Annotated in this window: 13 protein-coding genes and 1 riboswitch; of the genes, 7 read left to right on the top strand and 6 right to left on the bottom strand. The window is 73.1% G+C overall.

Annotation, left to right across the window (positions count from 1 at the left end):
- Nucleotides 1-8: 8 nt before the first annotated feature.
- Both OIB37_RS22405 and OIB37_RS22400 read right to left on the bottom strand, forming a co-directional pair.
- Nucleotides 9-2,630, bottom strand: coding sequence for a DUF5682 family protein (locus OIB37_RS22405; protein WP_330459383.1), 2,622 nt, complete (start codon nt 2,628-2,630; stop codon nt 9-11).
- Nucleotides 2,627-3,757 (bottom strand): ATP-binding protein, encoded by a 1,131-nt coding sequence (locus OIB37_RS22400; RefSeq protein WP_330459382.1) that lies wholly within the window; start codon nt 3,755-3,757, stop codon nt 2,627-2,629. Before OIB37_RS22400 ends, OIB37_RS22405 begins: the two co-directional genes overlap by 4 nt.
- Before the next feature lie 131 nt (nt 3,758-3,888).
- On the opposite strand from OIB37_RS22400, the gene OIB37_RS22395 reads away from it, so the two are divergent.
- Nucleotides 3,889-5,259 (top strand): SWIM zinc finger family protein, encoded by a 1,371-nt coding sequence (locus tag OIB37_RS22395; RefSeq protein WP_330459381.1) that lies wholly within the window; start codon nt 3,889-3,891, stop codon nt 5,257-5,259.
- 52 nt (nt 5,260-5,311) lie between these two features.
- Nucleotides 5,312-7,048, top strand: a complete 1,737-nt coding sequence (locus OIB37_RS22390; RefSeq protein ID WP_330459380.1) for a DUF5691 domain-containing protein — start codon at nt 5,312-5,314, stop codon at nt 7,046-7,048.
- Nucleotides 7,049-7,489: 441 nt separating this feature from the next.
- Here the strand turns inward: OIB37_RS22390 and OIB37_RS22385 are convergent, their stop codons facing one another.
- Nucleotides 7,490-7,912, bottom strand: a complete 423-nt coding sequence (locus OIB37_RS22385; protein WP_330459379.1) for a cobalamin B12-binding domain-containing protein — start codon at nt 7,910-7,912, stop codon at nt 7,490-7,492.
- 225 nt (nt 7,913-8,137) lie between these two features.
- Between OIB37_RS22385 and OIB37_RS22380 the strand changes: the two genes are divergently transcribed.
- Both OIB37_RS22380 and OIB37_RS22375 read left to right on the top strand, forming a co-directional pair.
- On the top strand, nt 8,138-8,989 hold the full coding sequence (locus OIB37_RS22380; protein WP_330459378.1) for an esterase/lipase family protein: 852 nt from the start codon (nt 8,138-8,140) through the stop codon (nt 8,987-8,989).
- Nucleotides 8,990-9,265: 276 nt separating this feature from the next.
- A complete protein-coding gene (locus OIB37_RS22375) occupies nt 9,266-10,858 on the top strand; it encodes a M23 family metallopeptidase (RefSeq protein ID WP_330459377.1) in 1,593 nt (530 codons plus the stop codon).
- 222 nt (nt 10,859-11,080) lie between these two features.
- On the opposite strand, the gene pcrA is transcribed toward OIB37_RS22375, so the two are convergent.
- Nucleotides 11,081-13,570, bottom strand: coding sequence for a DNA helicase PcrA (gene pcrA / locus OIB37_RS22370; RefSeq protein ID WP_330459376.1), 2,490 nt, complete (start codon nt 13,568-13,570; stop codon nt 11,081-11,083).
- A 261-nt stretch (nt 13,571-13,831) separates the two neighbouring features.
- A riboswitch (cyclic di-AMP (ydaO/yuaA leader) is annotated at nt 13,832-14,004 on the top strand.
- An 8-nt stretch (nt 14,005-14,012) separates the two neighbouring features.
- Here pcrA and OIB37_RS22365 point away from each other — a divergent pair.
- Together OIB37_RS22365 and OIB37_RS22360 are read left to right on the top strand one after the other, a co-directional pair.
- On the top strand, nt 14,013-15,347 hold the full coding sequence (locus tag OIB37_RS22365; protein ID WP_330459375.1) for an NlpC/P60 family protein: 1,335 nt from the start codon (nt 14,013-14,015) through the stop codon (nt 15,345-15,347).
- Nucleotides 15,348-15,440: 93 nt separating this feature from the next.
- Nucleotides 15,441-16,445: a hypothetical protein gene (locus OIB37_RS22360; RefSeq protein ID WP_330459374.1), complete on the top strand. Its 1,005-nt coding sequence runs from the start codon at nt 15,441-15,443 to the stop codon at nt 16,443-16,445.
- Here the strand turns inward: OIB37_RS22360 and OIB37_RS22355 are convergent.
- A complete protein-coding gene (locus OIB37_RS22355; protein ID WP_330459373.1) occupies nt 16,423-16,776 on the bottom strand; it encodes a hypothetical protein in 354 nt (117 codons plus the stop codon). The genes OIB37_RS22360 and OIB37_RS22355 overlap by 23 nt on opposite strands.
- Before the next feature lie 453 nt (nt 16,777-17,229).
- Here OIB37_RS22355 and OIB37_RS22350 point away from each other — a divergent pair, with 453 nt between their 5' ends.
- Nucleotides 17,230-18,315, top strand: a complete 1,086-nt coding sequence (locus OIB37_RS22350; RefSeq protein ID WP_330459372.1) for a C40 family peptidase — start codon at nt 17,230-17,232, stop codon at nt 18,313-18,315.
- A 108-nt stretch (nt 18,316-18,423) separates the two neighbouring features.
- Here the strand turns inward: OIB37_RS22350 and OIB37_RS22345 are convergent, their stop codons facing one another.
- Complete coding sequence (locus OIB37_RS22345) at nt 18,424-19,704, bottom strand: MFS transporter (protein WP_330459371.1); 1,281 nt, start codon at nt 19,702-19,704, stop codon at nt 18,424-18,426.
- Between the last annotated feature and the right edge of the window lie 9 nt (nt 19,705-19,713).

Genomic DNA, 19,713 nt, shown 5'->3' with positions numbered 1-19,713 from the left:
ATTCGTCGTCATGCGCCCACTCCCACCAAACCGTTGTCGTCGGTCGATGCCCGCTCCCCCGGCCCGTCGTCCAGGCCGAGCAGCAGCCGCAGGACGGGCAGCACCGCGTCCGCGCGCTCGCGGTCCGGTTCCGCCGCGAAGCCCGGCGTCCCGGCCGCGTCGGCCACGGCACCGGCCCCGGCTCCCGGCCCCCGCCGCACCAGTTCGCCGAGGGTCCTGCGCACCCCGGGCTCGTACGCCGAGAAGGTGCGCCGCAGCAGCGGCAGTACGTCCGTGAAGGCCTCCGCGGGCACGGCGGTCAGCCAGGCGTCGACCAGGCCGAGCAGCCGCTGGTCGTGCACCAGCAGCATCCCGCCCCCGCCGCCGGCGAAGCCCTCGATCCAGGCGGCCGCGTCAGCGGGCGGCGTCCCGGGCGACAGCACCAGCCCCATCAGCCGGGCCGCCTCCTCCGCCTCCAGCGCGCCCTCGTCCAGCAGCAGGCGTACGGCCCGCCCCCTGATCACGCCGGGCACGGTGTCCCGCAGGGACAGCGCACGCAGCACCGAGCGCCAACGGCCGCGCAGATCACCGTGCCCGGAGGCCGGAGCCGCCGGTGTCCGTCCGCGTCCGGCGCCCACGGCACCCGACCGGTCCCCGCGCACGGACTCGGGTACGTCCGACCGCTCCCCACGCCCGGAGACCGCGGCACCGGGCACGTCACCCCGCCCGGAGGCCGCGGCGCCTGACGGTTCACTGTGGCCGGAGGCCGAAGCGCTGGACGGTTCGCCGTGGCCGGAGGCCGAAGCGCTGGGCAGGGTCTCCGCCAGGAGGCTCACGGCGCCGTGCACGGCGTCCACATGACCCCGCATCTCCTCCGCCGCGTCCGCGTCCAGGGCGGCGCAGGCCGACGGCAGTCCGACGAAGACGCGCTCGGCGAGGCCCACCGCGACGCCGGCCAGCGCGCCGGTGTCGCTGCCGCGCACGTCGCCGTAGCGCAGCGAACGGACCAGGGCGGGCAGCGCCTGGGCGAGGTGCCCCACGTCGGCGTCCATGGCCGCCCGGTCGGCGAGCACCCGCATCACCACGGGCAACGCGTCCGGCAGCCCGGCGAGCAGGCACCGCTCGGCGAGCTCGGTGACCTCGGCGAGCGCTCCCGCGGTGGTCGCGTCCGCCCCGGCCTTGGCCGTCGCCGCGGCGAGCACGGTCGTCCCCCACACCCCCGCCTCGGCCACCCGCACCGACAACTCCGGCTCCCAGCGCAGCCGCCAGGTCTCCCGGAAGGTGCCCGTGCTCCCCCGCGACCGGGTGGGTTCGCCCCAGCCGACGCCCAGCAACCGCAGCCGGTGCAGCAGCCGGCCGCGGCCGGCGTCGGTGTCCTTACGCAGGTCCAGCTCCAGCTCCCGCTCCAGCGCCTCGGGCTTGAGCCGCAGCCGGCGCTGCTCCCGGGCCAGGTCGCGCTGCAACGGCACCGCGGGCGCGGCCTCGGGCACCTCCCCCAGCTCGTCCCCGACCACCAGCCGGTCGTACACGAGGGACAGCGGCACGTCCGAGCCGTCGCACATCACCGCGCGCACGGCGTCGGTGGTCTCGCTCAGGCCGGGCAGCGGGCGCCCGCGCATGGCCGCCAGGGTCTCCGCGAGCCGCACCGCCTCGATGACGTGCGCGGAGGAGACCGGCCGGTCCTCCTCGCGCAGCAGCCCCGCCACCTTGGTCAGCCACCGCTCGACCGGCCGGTCCGGTACCCGGAACAGATGGCCGTACCAGCCCGGCGAGTCGATCCCTGCGCCGTACCCGCTCGACCGGGCGAGTCTGCGGTGCGTCCAGGGCACCCAGGTCAGATCGGTTCTGACCTTGGGCAGTCCCTTCAGCAGCGCCCGGTCGGCGGTCACGGTGGCCTTCTCGCGCAGCGCGGGCACATGCCAGGCCCCGCACACCACGGCCAGCTCGTCCCCGAACTCCTTCCGCGCGGCCCGCACACGCAGCCGCATATGGGCCTCCCGCACCAGGTCACGCGCCCGCCCGCCGTTTCCGTACCGCTCTCGCAGCGCGCCCATCGCCTCCTCCAGCGCGGCGAAGGGGGCGAACGGCTCCCGCCTCCCGGGGCCCTGGTGCTCCACGACGTCCTCCCACCACCGCTCGGGATCGTCGTATCCGGCGGCCTCGGCGAGCACGGCGAGCGGATCGAGGCGCAGGGCTTCCTCGGAGGCCGGCCGGCCCTCGGGACCGGCCCCGCCGTCCGCCCCGACCGGCCCTTCCCCCTCCTCGCCCCCGTCGCCCTCTCCTTCTCCTTCTGCTTCCCACGCCAGCGTGTGCGCGGCCGGCAAGTCGATCAAGCGGACCGGGACTTCGTGGTCGAGCGCCCAGCGGATCGCCACCCACTCGGGGCTGAAGTCGGCGAACGGCCAGAAGGCCGAGCGGCCGGGCTCGTCGACGGCGTGGGCGAGCAGGGCGACCGGGGGCCGCGTCTCCGGGTCGGCGGCCAGGGGGATCAGCGGATCGGCCTCGGGCGGCCCCTCGATCAGTACGGCGGCGGGCCGGGCTGCGTCCAGGGCCGCCCGCACCGCGCGCGCGGAGCCGGGACCGTGGTGCCGGACGCCGAGAAGGAGAGGCCCGGAGCCGTAGGCCGCCGCCCGTACGGAGTCGTCGCTCACACGCTCACCTCCCGGCAGGCCCGGTAGAAGTCCGTCCAGCCGTCGCGCTCGCGGACGACGGTCTCCAGGTACTCCTGCCAGATCACCCGGTCGGCCGACGGGTCCCGGACGACCGCGCCGAGGATGCCGGCGGCGACGTCCCCGGCGCGCAGCACGCCGTCGCCGAAGTGGGCGGCCAGGGCGAGGCCGCTGGTGACGACGGAGATCGCCTCGGCGGTGGACAGGGTGCCGCTCGGCGACTTCAGTTTCGTCCGGCCGTCCGCGGTGAGGCCGTCGCGCAGCTCGCGGAAGACGGTGACGACCCGGCGGATCTCGTCCATGCCGTCGGGCGCGGCCGGCAGGTCGAGGGAGCGGCCGAGCTGCTCGACGCGGCGGGTGACGATGTCGACCTCGGCTTCGGCGCTCGCGGGCAGCGGCAGCACCACGGTGTTGAAGCGGCGGCGCAGCGCGCTGGAGAGGTCGTTGACACCGCGGTCGCGGTCGTTGGCCGTGGCGATGAGGTTGAAGCCGCGCACGGCCTGCACCTCGTCGCCCAGTTCCGGTATCGGCAGGGTCTTCTCGGACAGGATCGTGATCAGTGTGTCCTGTACGTCGGCCGGGATGCGGGTCAGTTCCTCGACGCGGGCGGTCATGCCCTCGGCCATGGCGCGCATGACGGGGCTGGGCACGAGGGCGTCGCGGCTGGGGCCGTGCGCGAGGAGCTGCGCGTAGTTCCAGCCGTAGCGGATGGCCTCCTCCGGAGTGCCGGCGGTGCCCTGCACCAGCAGGGTCGAGTCGCCGCTGACGGCGGCCGCCAGATGCTCCGACACCCAGGTCTTGGCCGTGCCGGGCACGCCGAGCAGGAGCAGGGCGCGGTCGGTGGCGAGCGTGGTGACGGCGACCTCGACGATGCGGCGCGGGCCGACGTACTTGGGTGTGATCACCGTGCCGTCCGGCAGGGTGCCACCGAGCAGGTACGTCGCCACCGCCCACGGCGACAGCTTCCAGCGGGCCGGGCGCGGCCGGTCGTCCTGGGCGGCCAGCGCGGCGAGTTCGGCGGCGAAGGCGTGCTCGGCGTGCGGCCGCAACGCCTGCGGCGGGTGGTTCGGGTTCGGTTCGGCGGTCTTCGGTTCCACGGACACAGTCATGGCTGAGGCCCCCTCCAGCTCGGCCGGCGGTCATCTGGCTCCACGGTGCACCACGCCACTGACAATCGCTCTGACCTGCACGAATTCGCTCGCACGGCCGATTGTCAGTGGGGGCGTCTAACGTCGTTCGCATGACTCAGCAGGGGGTGCGCTGGACCGCTGATCAGGTGCTGGCACTGGCGCCTGACGCCGCGTCGCGCAAAGCGGGAAGCAAACTGGGCACGGCCGGACCGTGGTCCGAGGCGGGCAGCCGTGAGGAGGGGGCGGTATGGGGGCTGTGCAAGGGCAGCGGCAGCAAGCCGTATCAAACGGTGGTGGACCTCGCGGACGCCGCCGGGCCGGCCTACAAGTGCAGTTGTCCCAGCCGGAAGTTCCCGTGCAAACACGCGCTCGGACTGCTGCTGCTGTGGGCGTCCGAGGACGGCGTGGTGCCCACCGTGGCCGAGCCGCCGGACTGGGCCGGACAGTGGCTCTCGGGCAGGCGCAGGCGCACGGAGGACAAAAAGACCGCGGGTGAGGGGCGTTCCGCCACTGGGGCCGCCGATCCGGAGGCGGCGCGGCGCCGGGCGGAGCGGCGCGAGGGGCGGGTCACGGCGGGCGCGACCGAGCTGGAGCAGCGCCTGGCGGACCTGCTGCGTGGCGGTCTGGCCTCGGCCGAGCAGGCGGGATACGCGCTGTGGGAGGAGACGGCGGCCCGCATGGTCGACGCGCAGGCCCCCGGCCTGGCCGCGCGGGTCAGAGAGCTGGGCGCGATCCCGGCGTCCGGACCGGGCTGGCCGGCCCGTCTGCTGGAGGAGTGCGCCCTGCTGCACCTCCTCGATCAGGGCTGGCTGCACCGCGGCCGCCTGCCCGGACCTCTCGCGGCCACCGTCCGCTCCCGGCTCGGTTTTCACGCCACGGCGGACGGCCCGCCGGTGCGCGACCGCTGGCTGGTGCTGGCCCAGTACGACACCGTCGACCCGAAGTTGACGACCCGCCGCGTCTGGCTGCACGGCACCGAGTCGGGCCTCACTCGGCTGCTCCTCGCTTACGGCGCGGCGGGCCGTGCCCCCGAGCTGTCGCTCCCGGTCGGTCTGGCCCTGGACGCGGACCTGTCCCTGTTCCCGGGGTTCTCGGCCGGCGGCCCGCGAGCCGCCCTGGGTGAACGACACGCCCCGCCCGCGCCCGCCGCGAACCGTCCACCGGGCCTGACGACCGCCCAGGCGGCAACCCGTTACGGCGAGGCCCTCCGCGAGGACCCCTGGCTGGACTCGGTCCCGGTCACCCTGGACGCCGTCATACCCGTACCGGGCGAAGCCCCGGGCTCCTGGCAACTGGCCGACGCCGCGGCCGACTCCGCACTCCCTCTCACCGCCGCCGCCCGCACCCGCCCGGGCCTGTGGCGCCTGGTCGCCCTCTCCGGGGGCACCCCCGTCAAGGTCTTCGGCGAGTGCGGCCACCGAGGCTTCACCCCCCTCACGGCCTGGCCGGCGGAGACGGGGGCCCCGGTGACGCTGTGCTGACCCACCCGGCCGCCGAAGGCACACCGAGAGGCCGCCGAAGGAAGGGAACCTCATGGACGGGAGCGCGAACGCGATGACCGACGCCTCACCCACCCCCACAGCCACCCCCACCGCTGCTTCCACCGCCGCTCTCGCTTCCCCACCGGCCGCTTCAGCCGCCCCCGCCGAGGCCCTCCCCTCCTGGGAAGACCTGGTCACCACCGCCCTCCTGGGCACCGACCGGCGCCCCTTGGCGGCCGGGACGCCCGGCCGCGAGGCCCCGGTGAACCTGCTGGACGCCGCCGCCGTGGCGACCGTACGGCGCCGGGCCGGGCTGCGGGCCGCACCGGCGGGGCGGCGGCCGGAGCCCGCGCCGGAGGATCCGCGTCCGGCGCTGCCCGCCGCGGCCGCACGCAGACTCGCCGTGCTGCTGGCCGACCGCTCCACGGGGCCGGGCGGCGGCCGCCGCGGCAACGCACCGGACCTGATGGAGCTGCTGCCGCAGTGGCTGGCGGCGGCCAACGCGCACGGGTACGCGGCACCCCCGCAGGCGCTGCCCGCGCTGCTGGACGCGGCCCGGGGCCGTACGGACCTGCGGCCCGCGGCGCTGGCGTTCGCGGGGCCGCGGGCGCTGTGGCTGGCCCGGCTGAACCCGGACTGGCGGTTCGCCCAGCGCGCAGCCCCCGGCGGCGGCACGGCACTGCCCGACCTGGAGGACGGCGAGGCAGTGCAACGACTCTGGCGGGAAGGGCTGTTCGCCGAGCGGGTCGCCCTGCTGTCCCGGCTGCGACGTGACTCCGCCGCCACGCTCGCGCGGGAGCTGCTGGCGGCGACCTGGGCGACCGAGCGGGCGGAGGACCGGCTGATGTTCCTCGACTCGCTCCGCACAGGCCTGTCGGCGCGGGACGAACCCTTCCTGGAAGCGGCGTTGGGTGACCGCAGCCGTAACGTCCGTGCCACGGCGGCGGAGTTGCTGTCCGCGCTCCCGGAATCGGCGCTGGCCGCACGGATGGCGGTACGGGCCGGAGCCTGCGTGGCCGTCGACCACACGGGTGACGGCCCCGCGATCGCCGTGGAGCCGCCCCTCGAATGCGACCCCGGCATGGAACGGGACGGCGTGACCGCCAAGCCCCCCGCGGGCCGCGGCGAACGGTCCTGGTGGCTCGGCCAGTTGGTGGAATCGACGCCGCTCGGCACCTGGACGGAGCGGCTCGGCGGGCGGACGCCGCGGCAGATCGTGGAACTGCCCGTCGCGGACGGCTGGCAGGGCGAGCTGCACGCCGCCTGGAGCAGGGCGGCGGTACGACAGCGCGACGCCGAGTGGTCGAGGGCGCTGCTCGGCTCGCCGTCCGCGCCGGAGGCCGGCGGTCCCGGCTCGGTGTCGCTGGCGGAGCGCGCGAAGCTGCTGGCCACGCTGGCACCGGGGGAACGTGCCGCGTGGGTCGCCGGGTTCATCGCCACGCACGGCCTGTCCGAGGCGTTCCAGCTGCTGGGCGTGTGCGCGCTGCCCTGGCCGTCGCCGCTCGGCCGGGCGGTCGTGGACGCCCTCAACATCGCGCGGGACGCGGGCAGTTACCCCTGGAGTTTCAGCGGCGTGATGGGTCTGGCCGAACGCTGCCTGGACCCGGCGGAGGCCACCCGCCTGGACGGCCTGCTGGCGGCCCCCGACGAACGGGAGGACGCATCACCGGGGGCCGGCGGCTACTGGGCCGAAGCCTTCCAGCGGCTGGTCACCACACTGAGACTGCGGGCGGCGATGGCCGAGGAACTGGCACCCCCGGGCACCGACAGCACCTCTGGGAAAGCCTGAGGATGCGACCGCCCCGGGCCTGGGGCAGAGTCCGGCCGGGGTCCGAGGCAGAGTCCGGGCGAGGTCCGAGGCAGAGTCCGGGCGGGGTCCGAGGCAGCGTCCGGGCGGGTCCGGCCGGGGTCTGGGACGGAGTCCGGCCGACTCCGGCAGGGCCTGGGACGGAGTCCCGGGAGCGCCTCCCCAGACCCGGCACGGAGCACCCACCCGATCACCTGACCTGGCCATACCCGATCACCGGAGCGAATCACTCTGGCCACCGGAGCGGATCGCCCTGGCCGCCCGACCGCCAGGGCCGACCACCCGACAGCCAGGCCCACGCCCACGCCCACCGCTGGGGGGCTGCACCCAGCCGTCCGGGCCTTCGCCCAGCCGTCCGATCCTTCACTCAGACCCCGGAACCCTCATCCGGCCCGGAGATCTTCACCCCAGCCCCGGCGCCGCTCAGCCGCCGGAGGCAGCCGGCTGATGCACGTTCTCCCGCACCCATTCCACGATCGACGTGGTGGTGGCGCCCGGCGTGAAGATCTCCGCGACGCCCTTCTCCTTCAGCGGCGGGATGTCCTCCTCCGGGATGATGCCGCCGCCGAAGACGAGAATGTCCTCGGCGTCGCGCTCCTTGAGCAGCTCGATGACGGCGGCGAAGAGGGTGTTGTGGGCCCCCGAGAGGATGGACAGGCCGATCGCGTCGGCGTCCTCCTGGATCGCGGTGCCGACGATCTGCTCCGGCGTCTGGTGCAGCCCCGTGTAGATGACCTCCATGCCGGCGTCGCGCAGCGCCCGCGCGATGACCTTGGCCCCGCGATCGTGGCCGTCGAGCCCCGGCTTGGCCACCACCACACGGATCGGACCGGCTGCCACACCCATCACTGCCTCCATCAAGCGACCACGGAAAGCGACTGCTTCCGTACGTACCGACAAGTACCGCACACCTGGCACGTTTCGTCACCTGTCGCGAAGTGAACGAACGTTATCTCCAGCATCCCGCACCCGGCTGTTTCGCGGTGCGCGGCGAGGGGGAAATCACACGGTGGGACATGAGGGCACGCGGGGGACAGAGCCGCCCCCCACGTGCCGACAGGAGGTCGGCCAATGAAGGTCACCGGGGTACTGCCACTCTTCCTCCCGATCTACCGGCGCCTGTGGCCCGGCAGTCTCGCCTCGCTGTCCGTGACACTCCTGAAGGCCACCGCGCTGGATGCCGCGATCCTGGCCGGACACCTGCTGCTGTATCCGACCGGCCTCACCCAGGAACGCCGCCCGTCCGCGCGCCCGGACCCGGACGGCACCGCCCGGCTGCCCGTGGCGCCCGGCCCCCCGGTGGTCCTGCTGCACGGCTTCATCGACAACCGCTCGGTGTTCGTCCTGCTGCGCCGTAGCCTCGCGCAGCACGGCAGGGAGCGGGTGGAATCACTCAACTACTCTCCGTTGACCTGTGACATACGCGCCGCGGCCGAGTTGCTGGGCCGGCACGTGGAGGAGATCTGCGAGCGCACCGGCAGCGACCGGGTCGACATCGTGGGACACAGCCTCGGCGGACTGATCGCGCGCTATTACGCACAGTGCCTCGGCGGCGACCTGCGGGTACGCACCCTCGTCACCCTGGGCACCCCGCATTCCGGGACCCGGGCGGTACCCCTGGCCAACGCCCATCCGATCGTCCGGCAGATGCGACCCGGCTCCGAGCTGCTCAAGGAGCTGGCCCGGCCCGCGCCCGGCTGCCGTACCCGCTTCGTCAGCTTCTGGAGCGATCTGGACTCCGTGATGGATCCGCTGGAGGCCGCCTGCGTCGACCATCCCGACCTGGACACGCAGAACGTCCGGGTGAGCGGGATCGGGCACCTCGCCCTGCCCGTGCACCCCGCGGTGGCGGCCGGGATCCGGGAAGCGCTGGACGAGCCGCGCCCCGGAGAGCGCCTCGCCGGCGGTCTCACGGTGGCCTGAGGACCACCCGGGCGGGGGCCGCGGTCACGACCGAGGGTGCCTGAGGGGCGGCGGACGTCTCGCCGGATAGCCCCGTTCGCCGATGACACAGCGTCACCAGTATCGAACATTCATCGAACACAAGGCCAAGGTCGCGCCCACCCTCCCCCGAAACACGGCCGAATGCCCGTTTCCCGCCAACGCGAAACCGGCCGAAGATTGTCGCGCCCGCATACCGCCGGGTACAGTCGCCGCACTGCTCTGCCAGCCCCTGTTGTCGAGGCGAAAGAGAAGTTGGTGAACGACCGTCACCCGTCGGGGACCATGACCACCCCGGCTCCGGCTTCCGATGCCTCCTCCGCGCACTACGCGCCTTACGGAACGCAGGAAGCCCACTACGACGACCTCACCACGTACGGCGGCTACGACACCACCGGTTTCGCGACGGGTGCCCCCGGCACCTACGACACCGACCCGCTCTACGGCGGTTTCCCCGGCGGTGAACAGCCCACCGGCGCCTACGACACCACGCAGTGGCAGACCGGCACCGGTCACGTCCAGGGCTACGACCCGTACGCGGCCCAGCACCACACCGCCTACGACTCGGCCGCGTACGACACGACCGGCTGGACGGTGCCCGCGCAGGCCACCGGAAACGACGTCAGCGGCCAGTGGGACACCGGCGCCTGGCACCAGCACGGGCAGGCGCCCGTCGCGGATCCCGCCCAGCAGTGGGAGTGGGGCACCCAGACCATCGACACCGGTGCGTACGACGCCACGCACTGGAACTCCGGCGGCCCCGCCACGGAGCACGAACGGCTCACCGAACCGTTCGCCGAACCCGTCGCCCCCACGCCGTACGAGGAGGACAACTCCTACGCGGAATACGGCGAACACGGCCAGCACGGTCAACATGGCGTCGACGACGGATACGGCGCAGCCGGCGGACACGACGTGGACCCCGTACATGACGGACACGACGTTGGCGATGCGCACGACGTACGCGATGTGCACGACGATCACGCCGGACACGACGTACGCGATCGGCACGACGCAGTGGCCGGCGGCGAGGACGAGTGGGGAGCGACAGGCGAACTGCCCGTCGCTTCGGAACTGCTCGACGACCAGGAGGAGTTCGTCCCGGAGCCCCGCGCGCGCTCCCGGCGCCGTACTCCCGCCAAGCGCTCCGCGCTGCTGACCGTCGCCGTGCCCTCGGTCTGTGTGATGGGGGTCGCCGGGATCGCCGCCGCCTCCGTCGGCAACCTGACCGGCGACGACAAGGACACCACCGCCTCCGCCTCGGACGCGCACGTGGTCAAGCCGTCCGTCGCCAACAGCCAGCTGGACGCCCAGCTCAAGACCCTCTCCGCCGGCGCCGACGACTTCGCCGACCGGGCGAGCCGCACGCAGGAGCGGATCGACCTCAGGACCCAGCAGGCGCTGGAGAAGAAGAAGGCGGCCGCCGAGGCCGCGCTCAAGGAGCGCCTGCGTCCCAAGTTCGCGCTGCCGGTGCTGCAGCGGGGGCTCAGCGCCTACTTCGGCCAGGCGGGCGTGAACTGGATGTCCGTGCACACGGGCATCGACTTCCCCGTCTCCTACGGCACCACGGTGATGGCCGCCACCGACGGCGTCGTCTCCACGAAGCTGAACGTCGCCTACGGCAACATGCTGATCCTGACGGCGAAGGACGGCACGCAGACCTGGTACTGCCACCTCTCCCGCTACCGCGTCCCGGACGGTACGGCCGTCAAGGCGGGCCAGCCGATCGCCTACTCCGGCGACTCGGGCAACTCCACCGGCCCGCACCTGCACTTCGAGGTGCGCCCGGCCGGCGGCGCGGCGGTCGACCCGCTGCCGTGGCTGCGCAGCCACGGGCTCGACCCGACCTGATCCCCTGACGACACGAGCCCCGCCGGACCGGCGGGGCTCGCTTCCGTCGCAGTTCCGGCTAGGGGGTGTCGTTTGGATCAGGCCGGATCAGGCCGCGGCGTCCGGTGCGGTGCCTCGCAAGGCGGAGGATCTGCCGCGTACCGGACGTACTCGGCCGACCCGACAACGCGGCGAGGTGCCGTGCCGGACGCCGCGGACCCGAGCTGATCCAAACGACACCCCCTAGAGCTTCTCCACCGGCGCGTACCGCAGCAGCAGCCGCTTCAGCTTGCCGTCACCGAAGTCGATCGTCGCCTGCGCCTTGTCCTCCACGCCCGCGACCGCGACGACGGTGCCGAGCCCGAACTGGTCGTGGGTGACCCGGTCGCCGATGGCCAGGGAGGCCACCGGCTTCTCGGAGGTCCGCCGCGTGGCGAACCCGGACGCGCCGGCCGCCGACGAGCGGGAGCGGGACGAGGAGAGCGAGGCCGCGATCCCGGAGGTCGGCCCGGAGGACTTGGGCGCGATCGCTCCCGTCCGCTTCCACTCCAGATGGGATACCGGGATCTCCTCCAGGAAACGGGAGGGCGGGTTGTACGACGGCTGGCCCCAGGCGCTGCGCAGCGCCGACCGCGTGAGGTAGAGCCGCTCACGCGCGCGCGTGATGCCGACGTACGCCAGGCGACGCTCCTCCTCCAGCTCCTTGGTCTGGCCGAGGGAGCGCATGTGCGGGAAGACGCCGTCCTCCATGCCGGTCAGGAACACGACCGGGAACTCCAGGCCCTTGGCGGTGTGCAGGGTCATCAGCGTGATGACGCCGTTGCCGTCCTCCTCGTCCGGGATCTGGTCGGAGTCGGCGACCAGGGCGACCTTCTCCAGGAAGTCGGCCAGCGTGCCCTGTTCCTCCTCCTCGCGCTCCTGCTCGAACTCCAGGGCCACGGCGGCCAGCTCCTGGAGGTTCTCGACGCGGGTCTCGTCCTGCGGATCGGTGGACGCCTGCAACTCGGCCAGGTACCCGGTGCGTTCGAGGACGGCCTCCAGGACGGTGGCCGGTCCGGCGCCGGACTCCACGATCGTGCGCAGGTCCTCCATCAGCGTGTTGAACCGCTTGACCGCGTTGGTGGAGCGCGCTGCCATGCCGTACGCCTCGTCGACGCGCTTCAGCGCCTGCGGGAAGCTGATCTTCTCGCGCTGCGAGAGGGCGTCGATCATCGCCTCGGCGCGGTCGCCGATGCCCCGCTTGGGGACGTTGAGGATGCGGCGCAGCGGCACCGAGTCCTCGGGGTTGGCGAGGACGCGCAGGTAGGCCAGGACGTCCCGGACCTCCTTGCGCTCGTAGAAGCGGACACCGCCGACGACCTTGTACGGCAGGCCGACGCGGATGAAGACCTCTTCGAAGACACGGGACTGGGCGTTGGTGCGGTAGAAGACCGCGACGTCCCCGGCCTTGGCGTCGCCCGCGTCCGTGAGACGGTCTATCTCGTCGGCCACGAACTGGGCCTCGTCGTGCTCGGTGTCGGCGACGTAGCCGACGATCCCCGCGCCCTGGCCGGCGTTGGTCCACAGGTTCTTCGGGCGGCGGGACTCGTTGCGCTCGATGACCGCGTTGGCGGCGGTGAGGATGGTCTGCGTGGAGCGGTAGTTCTGCTCCAGCAGGATCGTCTTCGCGTTCGGGTAGTCCTCCTCGAACTGGAGGATGTTGCGGATGGTCGCGCCGCGGAAGGCGTAGATCGACTGGTCCGCGTCACCCACGACGCAGAGTTCGGCGGGCGGAAGGTCGGCCTCGCCGGACGGTGCGCCGAGGTCCTCGGCGGCGCGCTCGCCGTTGCCGACCAGCTCGCGCACGAGGGCGTACTGGGCGTGGTTGGTGTCCTGGTACTCGTCCACCAGGACGTGGCGGAAGCGGCGGCGGTAGTGCTCGGCGACGTCCGGGAAGGCGCGCAGCAGGTTGACCGTCGTCATGATCAGGTCGTCGAAGTCGAGCGCGTTGGCCTCGCGCAGGCGCGACTGGTAGAGCGCGTAGGCCTGGGCGAGGGTCTTCTCGAAGCCGTCGGCGGCCTGGGCGGCGAAGTCCTCCTCGTCGATCAGCTCGTTCTTCAGGTTGCTGATCTTGGCGCTGAAGGCCTTGGGCGGGAAGCGCTTGGGGTCGAGCTCCAGGTCGCGGCAGACCAAGGACATCAGGCGCTTGCTGTCGGCCGCGTCGTAGATCGAGAAGGACGAGGTGAAGCCGAGCCGCTTCGACTCGCGCCGCAGGATGCGCACGCACGCGCTGTGGAAGGTCATGACCCACATGGCGTTCGCGCGCGGGCCGACGAGCTGCTCGACGCGCTCCTTCATCTCGCCCGCGGCCTTGTTGGTGAAGGTGATCGCGAGGATCTGGCCCGGGTGCACATGCCGTTCGCCCAGCAGGTGGGCGATGCGGTGGGTGAGGACACGGGTCTTGCCCGACCCGGCACCGGCGACGATGAGCAGCGGGGAGCCGGCGTGCACGACCGCGGCACGCTGGTTCTCGTTCAGCCCCTCCAGGAGGGCGGCCGCGTCGAGCGCGGGGCGCGGGGCGCCGTCGCGGTAGTGGGCGTCCCGGTCCGGCGGCACGTCGAACTTCCCGCCGAACAGATCGTCCGGAAGCGACTCCGGAGCGTGATCGTCCTCGGGCGGCGGCGGGGGCTCCTCCTCGCGCCCGCGAGGGGCCTGGAGGTCCGCCAGGAAGCTGTCGTCAAAGAGGCTGCTCATCGCTCTACGAGTCTAGGGCGCCGCACCGACAACCGGTCGCCACCTCGGGAACATGGCCGGTTTCGCGGAGAGTTGATCACCGCGCGACACGGGCCAGCTCGCCCCTCACCCTGCGAAGCCACCCGGTCACGACAGCGTGATCTCACCCTCAGGTCACGAAAACGTATCGGACATATGGCACACCAACCTTCACACGAGACACACGAGTTGGTTAAGTTGCGAGCAGGCCGCACGACCCCTTCCGGCGAACGTCGCCGGGCCGCGCGGCCTCCGCCGAGTCCGGTACGCCCGCGCAGGGCAGCCGGAGCCGGGGACCCACACCGATCTGGGGTGAATCGGCCCACATCCCGCTGGGACAAGGCCGTAGGGCAAACCTTCCGAACCACCCGCCCGAACCCGACAGCTAACCCGGTAGGCGGCATGTTGGAAGGAGTCGCCTCCCTTGGCGTCGCACCGCAAGCCGCACCCCTCGGGGACGAACGGAACCGGGTTCCGTGCCCCCGCCCTCGCCACCGCGGCCCTCACCTCCGTGGCCGTCCTGTCCCAGACGGCCGAGCCCGCCCACGCCGCGGACGGCGGCGGGCCGAGCGTGGAGGAGATCGAGAAGAAGATCGACGACTTCTACCGCGAGGCGGAGTCGGCGGCCGAACGCCAGGAAGCCGTCAGGGAGCGTGGCGGACGGGAGCGTGGTGGCCAGGAACGGGGCGGCCAGGAGCGTGGGGGGTGGGAGCGGAGCGCAGGGCAGCGCGGCCGGTCCGACACCTCGCACGAGAGGGCCGCGTCCGAGGAGAGCCCGCAGGACCGTCCCCAGGACTACTTCCACCAGAGCCGCGTGATGGACCGGCTGGCCTCGAACGTGCGGCAGCGGCAGCAGAACGCGAGGGACGCCGGGGCGGCGCGGTCCGCGGGGAGCACCGGGGACCCGGAGCCGCCGCGGACCCGGTGGGCGGCCGGGAACTCCGGGACACCGCCGACCCCACCGGACGCCCGCGGCCCCGAGACGGCGCGTGGTCCGGGAGACGGCCGCGGCCTCGGTACGCCGGCGCGGTCGCCGCAGGACCCGCACGCGCCCCACGGTCCGCACGAGCCTCACGCGCGACACGAGCCTCACGCGAGGCACGACCTTCACGCACAGCACGCGCCGCACGCGCCGCACCCGCAGAGCACTCCCCACGTCCGGCAGGCCGTCGACGGCCCGCACGCCGCCCCGAGCGCGGAGGCGCCGGCCCGGCAGCCGTACGACCCGAGCGTCGCCAAGACCGCAGTCCAGCGGAAACTCGCCTCCGCGCGCGGGCTGCTGACCGGATTCACGGCCCCGACCGGGCCGACGGGAACCGCCGCCTGGCAGGACGGCACCCAGCCGTCCACCCCGACCTCACCCCTGCCGCCCACCCCGCTCTCCGCCCCGACGTCCGCGTCCGCCAAGGCGGAGAAGGCGATCGCGTTCGCGCGCGCCCAGATCGGCAAGCCGTACGTCTGGGGTGCCAGCGGCCCCGGCTCGTACGACTGCTCCGGCCTCACCCAGGCCGCCTGGAAGGCCGCGGGTGTCACCATCCCGCGCGGCATCCACGAGCAGGCCCGCGCGGGCACCCCGGTCCCCGTCGCCGACGCCCGTCCGGGTGACCTGGTCTTCCTCCACGACGACGGCAGCCACGTCGGCCTCTATCTGGGTGACGGAGTGATGGTCCACGCTCCCCGCCCGGGTGAGTACGTCCGCGAGGACCCGGTCCAGCCCGATGCCGGCACGGTCGTCCACAGCGTCGTACGACCGGCCTGACGGCAGCGCTCCCCCACCGCGACGCGTCTTTCTCGCGCCCCACGCGCGCGTGCCCTCCGCCTCCGGACCGGGTGACTTCCTAGCATCGGCCGTATGCCCGGCATCTCAGATCTGTGCGTGTGGTGGGCGGGGCGTTCGCCCGCGGCGGGGGCTGCCGTCATGGCGACCGCCATCGTGTCGGTCGGGCTCCATCTGGCGGGTGCCGAGGTGGTGTCCCTGGTGGCCCTGGGGCTGGCCTGTGCCGCCTGGTCGGCGCTGGGCGCCGACTTCGTCGTGCGGCTCGTCGGGCAGCGCCGGCGGTGGATCGCTGAGGCGGAGAGTCCGGTCGCGATCACCGCCGTCGCGGCCACGGCGGTGATCGGCACCCGGATCTCGCTGCTCGGCCGGCCGACGGTGGCCGAGGCGCTGCTGGCACTGGCCGCGCTCCTCTGGCCGGTGCTGCTCCTGCCGGCCGTACGGCACCGGGGGCAGCGCATGCCGGGGACGGTGTTCCTGGGCTGCGTGGCCACGCAGGCGCTCGCGGTGCAGGCGGCGACGCTGGCCGCGGCCGAGACGGTGGCGTGGCTCGCGCACGTGGCACTGGTGCTGTTCTGGCTGGGGCTGCTGCTCTACGTCCGCGCGCTGGCGCGGTTCGATCCGTGGCAGGTGGTCAGGGGCTGCGGGGACCACTGGATCGCGGGCGGGACGCTGTCCGTCTCGGCCCTGGCCGGGGCCGAACTGCTCTCCGCCGACAGCACACGGCTGTACCTGTGGAACGACGACGACCGCGGCGTCCTGCACGACGCGACGGTCGTACTGCTCGTACTGGATCTGGCCTGCTACGTCGTCCTGCTGGCGGCCGAGCTGGCCCGGCCGCGGCCGGGTTACGACGTACGGCGGTGGGCGACGGTGTTCCCGATGGGGACGACGGCGGCGGCGACGCTGTCGGTCGCGGCCGCCCTGGGTTTCGCATGGCTGACGGTGCCGGGGCGGGTGCTGGTGTGGATCTCGGTGGCGGCGTGGCTGGCCGCCGCCGCGGGCGCGGTGCTCACGGCGCGCGCCCGGGCCGGCCGGGACGGGAGAAAGGCGCCGGGCGTCACGTCCACAGCACGGCGATGAAGATGTTCGCCATGGTCAGCGCGCCGACCAGCCCGAAGAGGCGCTTGTCGACCTGTTCCTCGTCGCGCTTCACATAGACCAGGCCGAGGATCACGATCAGCAGGGCCAGCTTCACGCCGATCTTGACGGAGTTGACGTGGTGGCCGTCGGCCTCGTTGAGGCCGACCAGGATCACGCCCGTGACCAGCATGGTGAAGGCGCCGTGCAGCATTCCCGGGACGAAGCGGGCCGTACCGCGGCCCATCGCCTTCATCTGGGTGAGGAAACCGCCGAGCAGCGCCGCGATGCCGATGATGTGCAGGCCGACGAAGAGATGGATGAGTACGTCCATGAGTCCGGAGCCTAGTCAGAGAAGCGCGCCCCGTCCGTCACCGGCCCCGGCATCGGCACCGGCACATCGGCACCGGCGCCGCTGGATCTTGCATATATGCGTCCCATAGCACCCCGCGCCTTCCTCGTCCCCGCATTCCCCGCATCGATCACCACGCTGCGTGAAGGCGACGGCTCCGGCCGGCCAATCCGCTCACATACGGTCACACCCCGACTCGTCGGAACCAGTTCCGTACACCGCGTTACCGACCCGTCACAGTCGGGCCTAGCGTCCTCCCCCAGGTGACCGGCTCCCCACCGCCGCCCGCCCAGGGGCGGCAGTCGGCCACCCCCGCCGAGAAGGTCCGGCGGCGGCCCGTTCCCCCTGTGCGGGCCGCCGCCGGACGCACGGACCGCCCCCCGGTCGTCCGCGTCCTCGGCCGGACGAGTCCCACGGAAGGACGTGACTGTCCAGGTGGCAGCGCACCGAAAGTCCCGACAGCGCTCGCTCAGCGGCAACACGGCGCGCACGGCCGCCACCCTCGCCCTCGCGGGCGCGGCCACCGCGACGGCCTTCGACGGCACGGGACACGCCGCGCCGCGACTGACCCCGGCACAGGTGAAGGCCAAGGTCGACAAGCTCTACCAGGAGGCGGAGACGGCCACGCAGAAGTACAACGGGGCGAAGGAGAAGGCGAACGACGCCCAGCGGCGGGTGAACTCGCTGCACGACCAGACCGCCCGCAAACAGGTGAAGCTCAACGCCGCCCGGGAGGCCCTGGGTTCGTACGCGGCGGCCCAGTACCGCGACGGCGCCTTCTCCCCCGCCTGGCAGCTCGCGCTGTCCCGCGACCCCGACCGCTACCTGGACGGCGCCGCGTTCGCGGAACGGGTCGGCGAACGGCAGGCCGGCACCGTCAGCCAGGTACGCCTGCAGCTGCGGGAGATCGAGCAGCTACGCGGTGCCGCCCGCGTCGAACTGACATCGCTGCGGTCGCGGCAGACCGAGCTGCGGCGGCAGAAGAAGGCCGTCACCACGAAGCTGGACGAGGCGCGCGAACTGCTGGACCGGCTCACCCCGCGAGAACGCGTCGAGGTCACGGGCGACGACACGATGCCGGACCACGCCTCCCGCTCGGCCGTGGACGTCCGGCTGCCCCTGCGGCAGGGCGGATCCGCCGCGGCGCACGGTTCCGGAGCGGAGGCGCCCGGCTCTCGGGCCGCGGCAGCCGTCGCCTACGCCTACCAGAAGCTCGGCAGCCCCTACGTCTGGGGCGCGACCGGCCCCAACGCCTTCGACTGCTCCGGCCTGATCCAGGCCGCCTACCGCTCCGCCGGCGTCTCCCTGCCCCGCACCACCTACGCGCAGATCAACGCCGGCCGACGCGTCTCCCGCTCCCAACTCCAACCCGGTGACCTGGTGTTCTTCTACTCCGGCATCAGTCACGTGGGCATCTACGTCGGCAACGGCCAGATGATCCACGCCCCGAACCCCTCGGCCCCGGTGCGCGTCGCCCCGATCGACCAGATGCCGTTCGCGGGGGCGACGCGGGTGGCGTGAGGCGTCTTCCCGGAAGTGCGGTGACGCGGCGGAAGGCGGCCGTACGGCGTGGAACCGAAGTCGCGCGGCATGGAAGCGGCCGCGCGGCACGGAAACCGCCGCACGCTCTCAAGGCAGTACCTCACCGACGGGTCGCTCCCGCACCTGACGAGCCGCTCCATGACCGCGGTCACGCATTCGGGCACGGGCACGGAACAGGTGGTGGCCCGCGGCCGCCGTGGCGGTCGCGCTCAGCACGGCCGTCGCGGCGAAGCCGTACCCGGCTCCGAAGCGGTCCGTGATCACGGCGACCAGCAGCATCACCACGACCGTCGCGGCCAGCCCACCCCCGTTGGCCAGGCCGAAGACCCGGCCCGCCCGGTCCAGCCCCGCCGTCGCCATCAGCAGGTTGCGGGACGCGATCCGCGCCTGGCCGAAGACGAACGCCCCACACGGCACCAGCAGCGCCGCCCCCGCCACACCGAAGTGCGGCTGAAGCGCGAACAGCACGCTGCACAGCAGGAAGCCGGCCACCGCCGTCCACAGGTCGCCGAACCTGCGGCCCGAGATCCTGTACGCGCCTGTGGCCAGCAGAAAACCGAGGCTGCCGAGCGCGTCTATGGCGCCGAACGTGGCCGCCCCCCGATGCGACACTCCCAGCACGAACTTCGGCAGCAGGGCGTTGAACACCGTGACCACGACGCTGCCTTGGGCGAACAGCACCACCAGCCACGCCATCGGCAGCCGAGGGGTGACCGGCGCACCGGCGTCGTGGACCGGCGGCATGGCGGCGTCCTCCGTGGTCGTGGAGACGCCCGCCCCGCCTTCCCGCCCTCGCCCCACCGCCGTCACACACACCGCCGACACCGCGAACGTGCCCGCGTTGACCAGCAGCAACGGGACCGCCCCGAAGAGCTGGACCGCCAGACCGCCGACCGTCGCCGAGAGCAGCATCCCCGCCTGCGTCGCCATCTCGTAGTGGGCGTTGAAGCCGCGGAGCCGCTCGGGCGGGGTCCGCTCCTTGACCAACGCCGCGCTGGCCGGGAAGAACAGCGCGGCGAGGACGGCCAGGGCGAGGTTGGCCACGTAGACCGCCGGTCCGGCACCCCCACCGTGCCCGAACCACAGCCACACCGGGAGCGCGAGAGCCGTGACCGCGCTCGCCACATCACTGAAGATCCACAACTTGCGCCGGTCGACGCGGTCGGCCAGCCGGCCGAAGAACGGAGAGAGCAGCGCCTGGGGGATCGCCACGGCGATGAACAACCAGCCCACCGACAGCATCGTGTGATGGTGGCGGATCACCAGCAGCGCGCCGGAAATCAACTGGACGTTGTTGCCGAGCGAGGTGATGAAGGCGGCGGACACCAAGAGGCGTCCGGTTCGCCGCGTGCGGCATTCCGTGATCATGCGCTCATT

The sequence above is a fragment of the Streptomyces sp. NBC_00820 genome, assembly GCF_036347055.1.
Taxonomy (GTDB): Bacteria; Actinomycetota; Actinomycetes; order Streptomycetales; family Streptomycetaceae; genus Streptomyces.
Note: the sequence above shows the minus strand (reverse complement) of the source record. Positions and strands in the feature narration are given on the sequence as shown.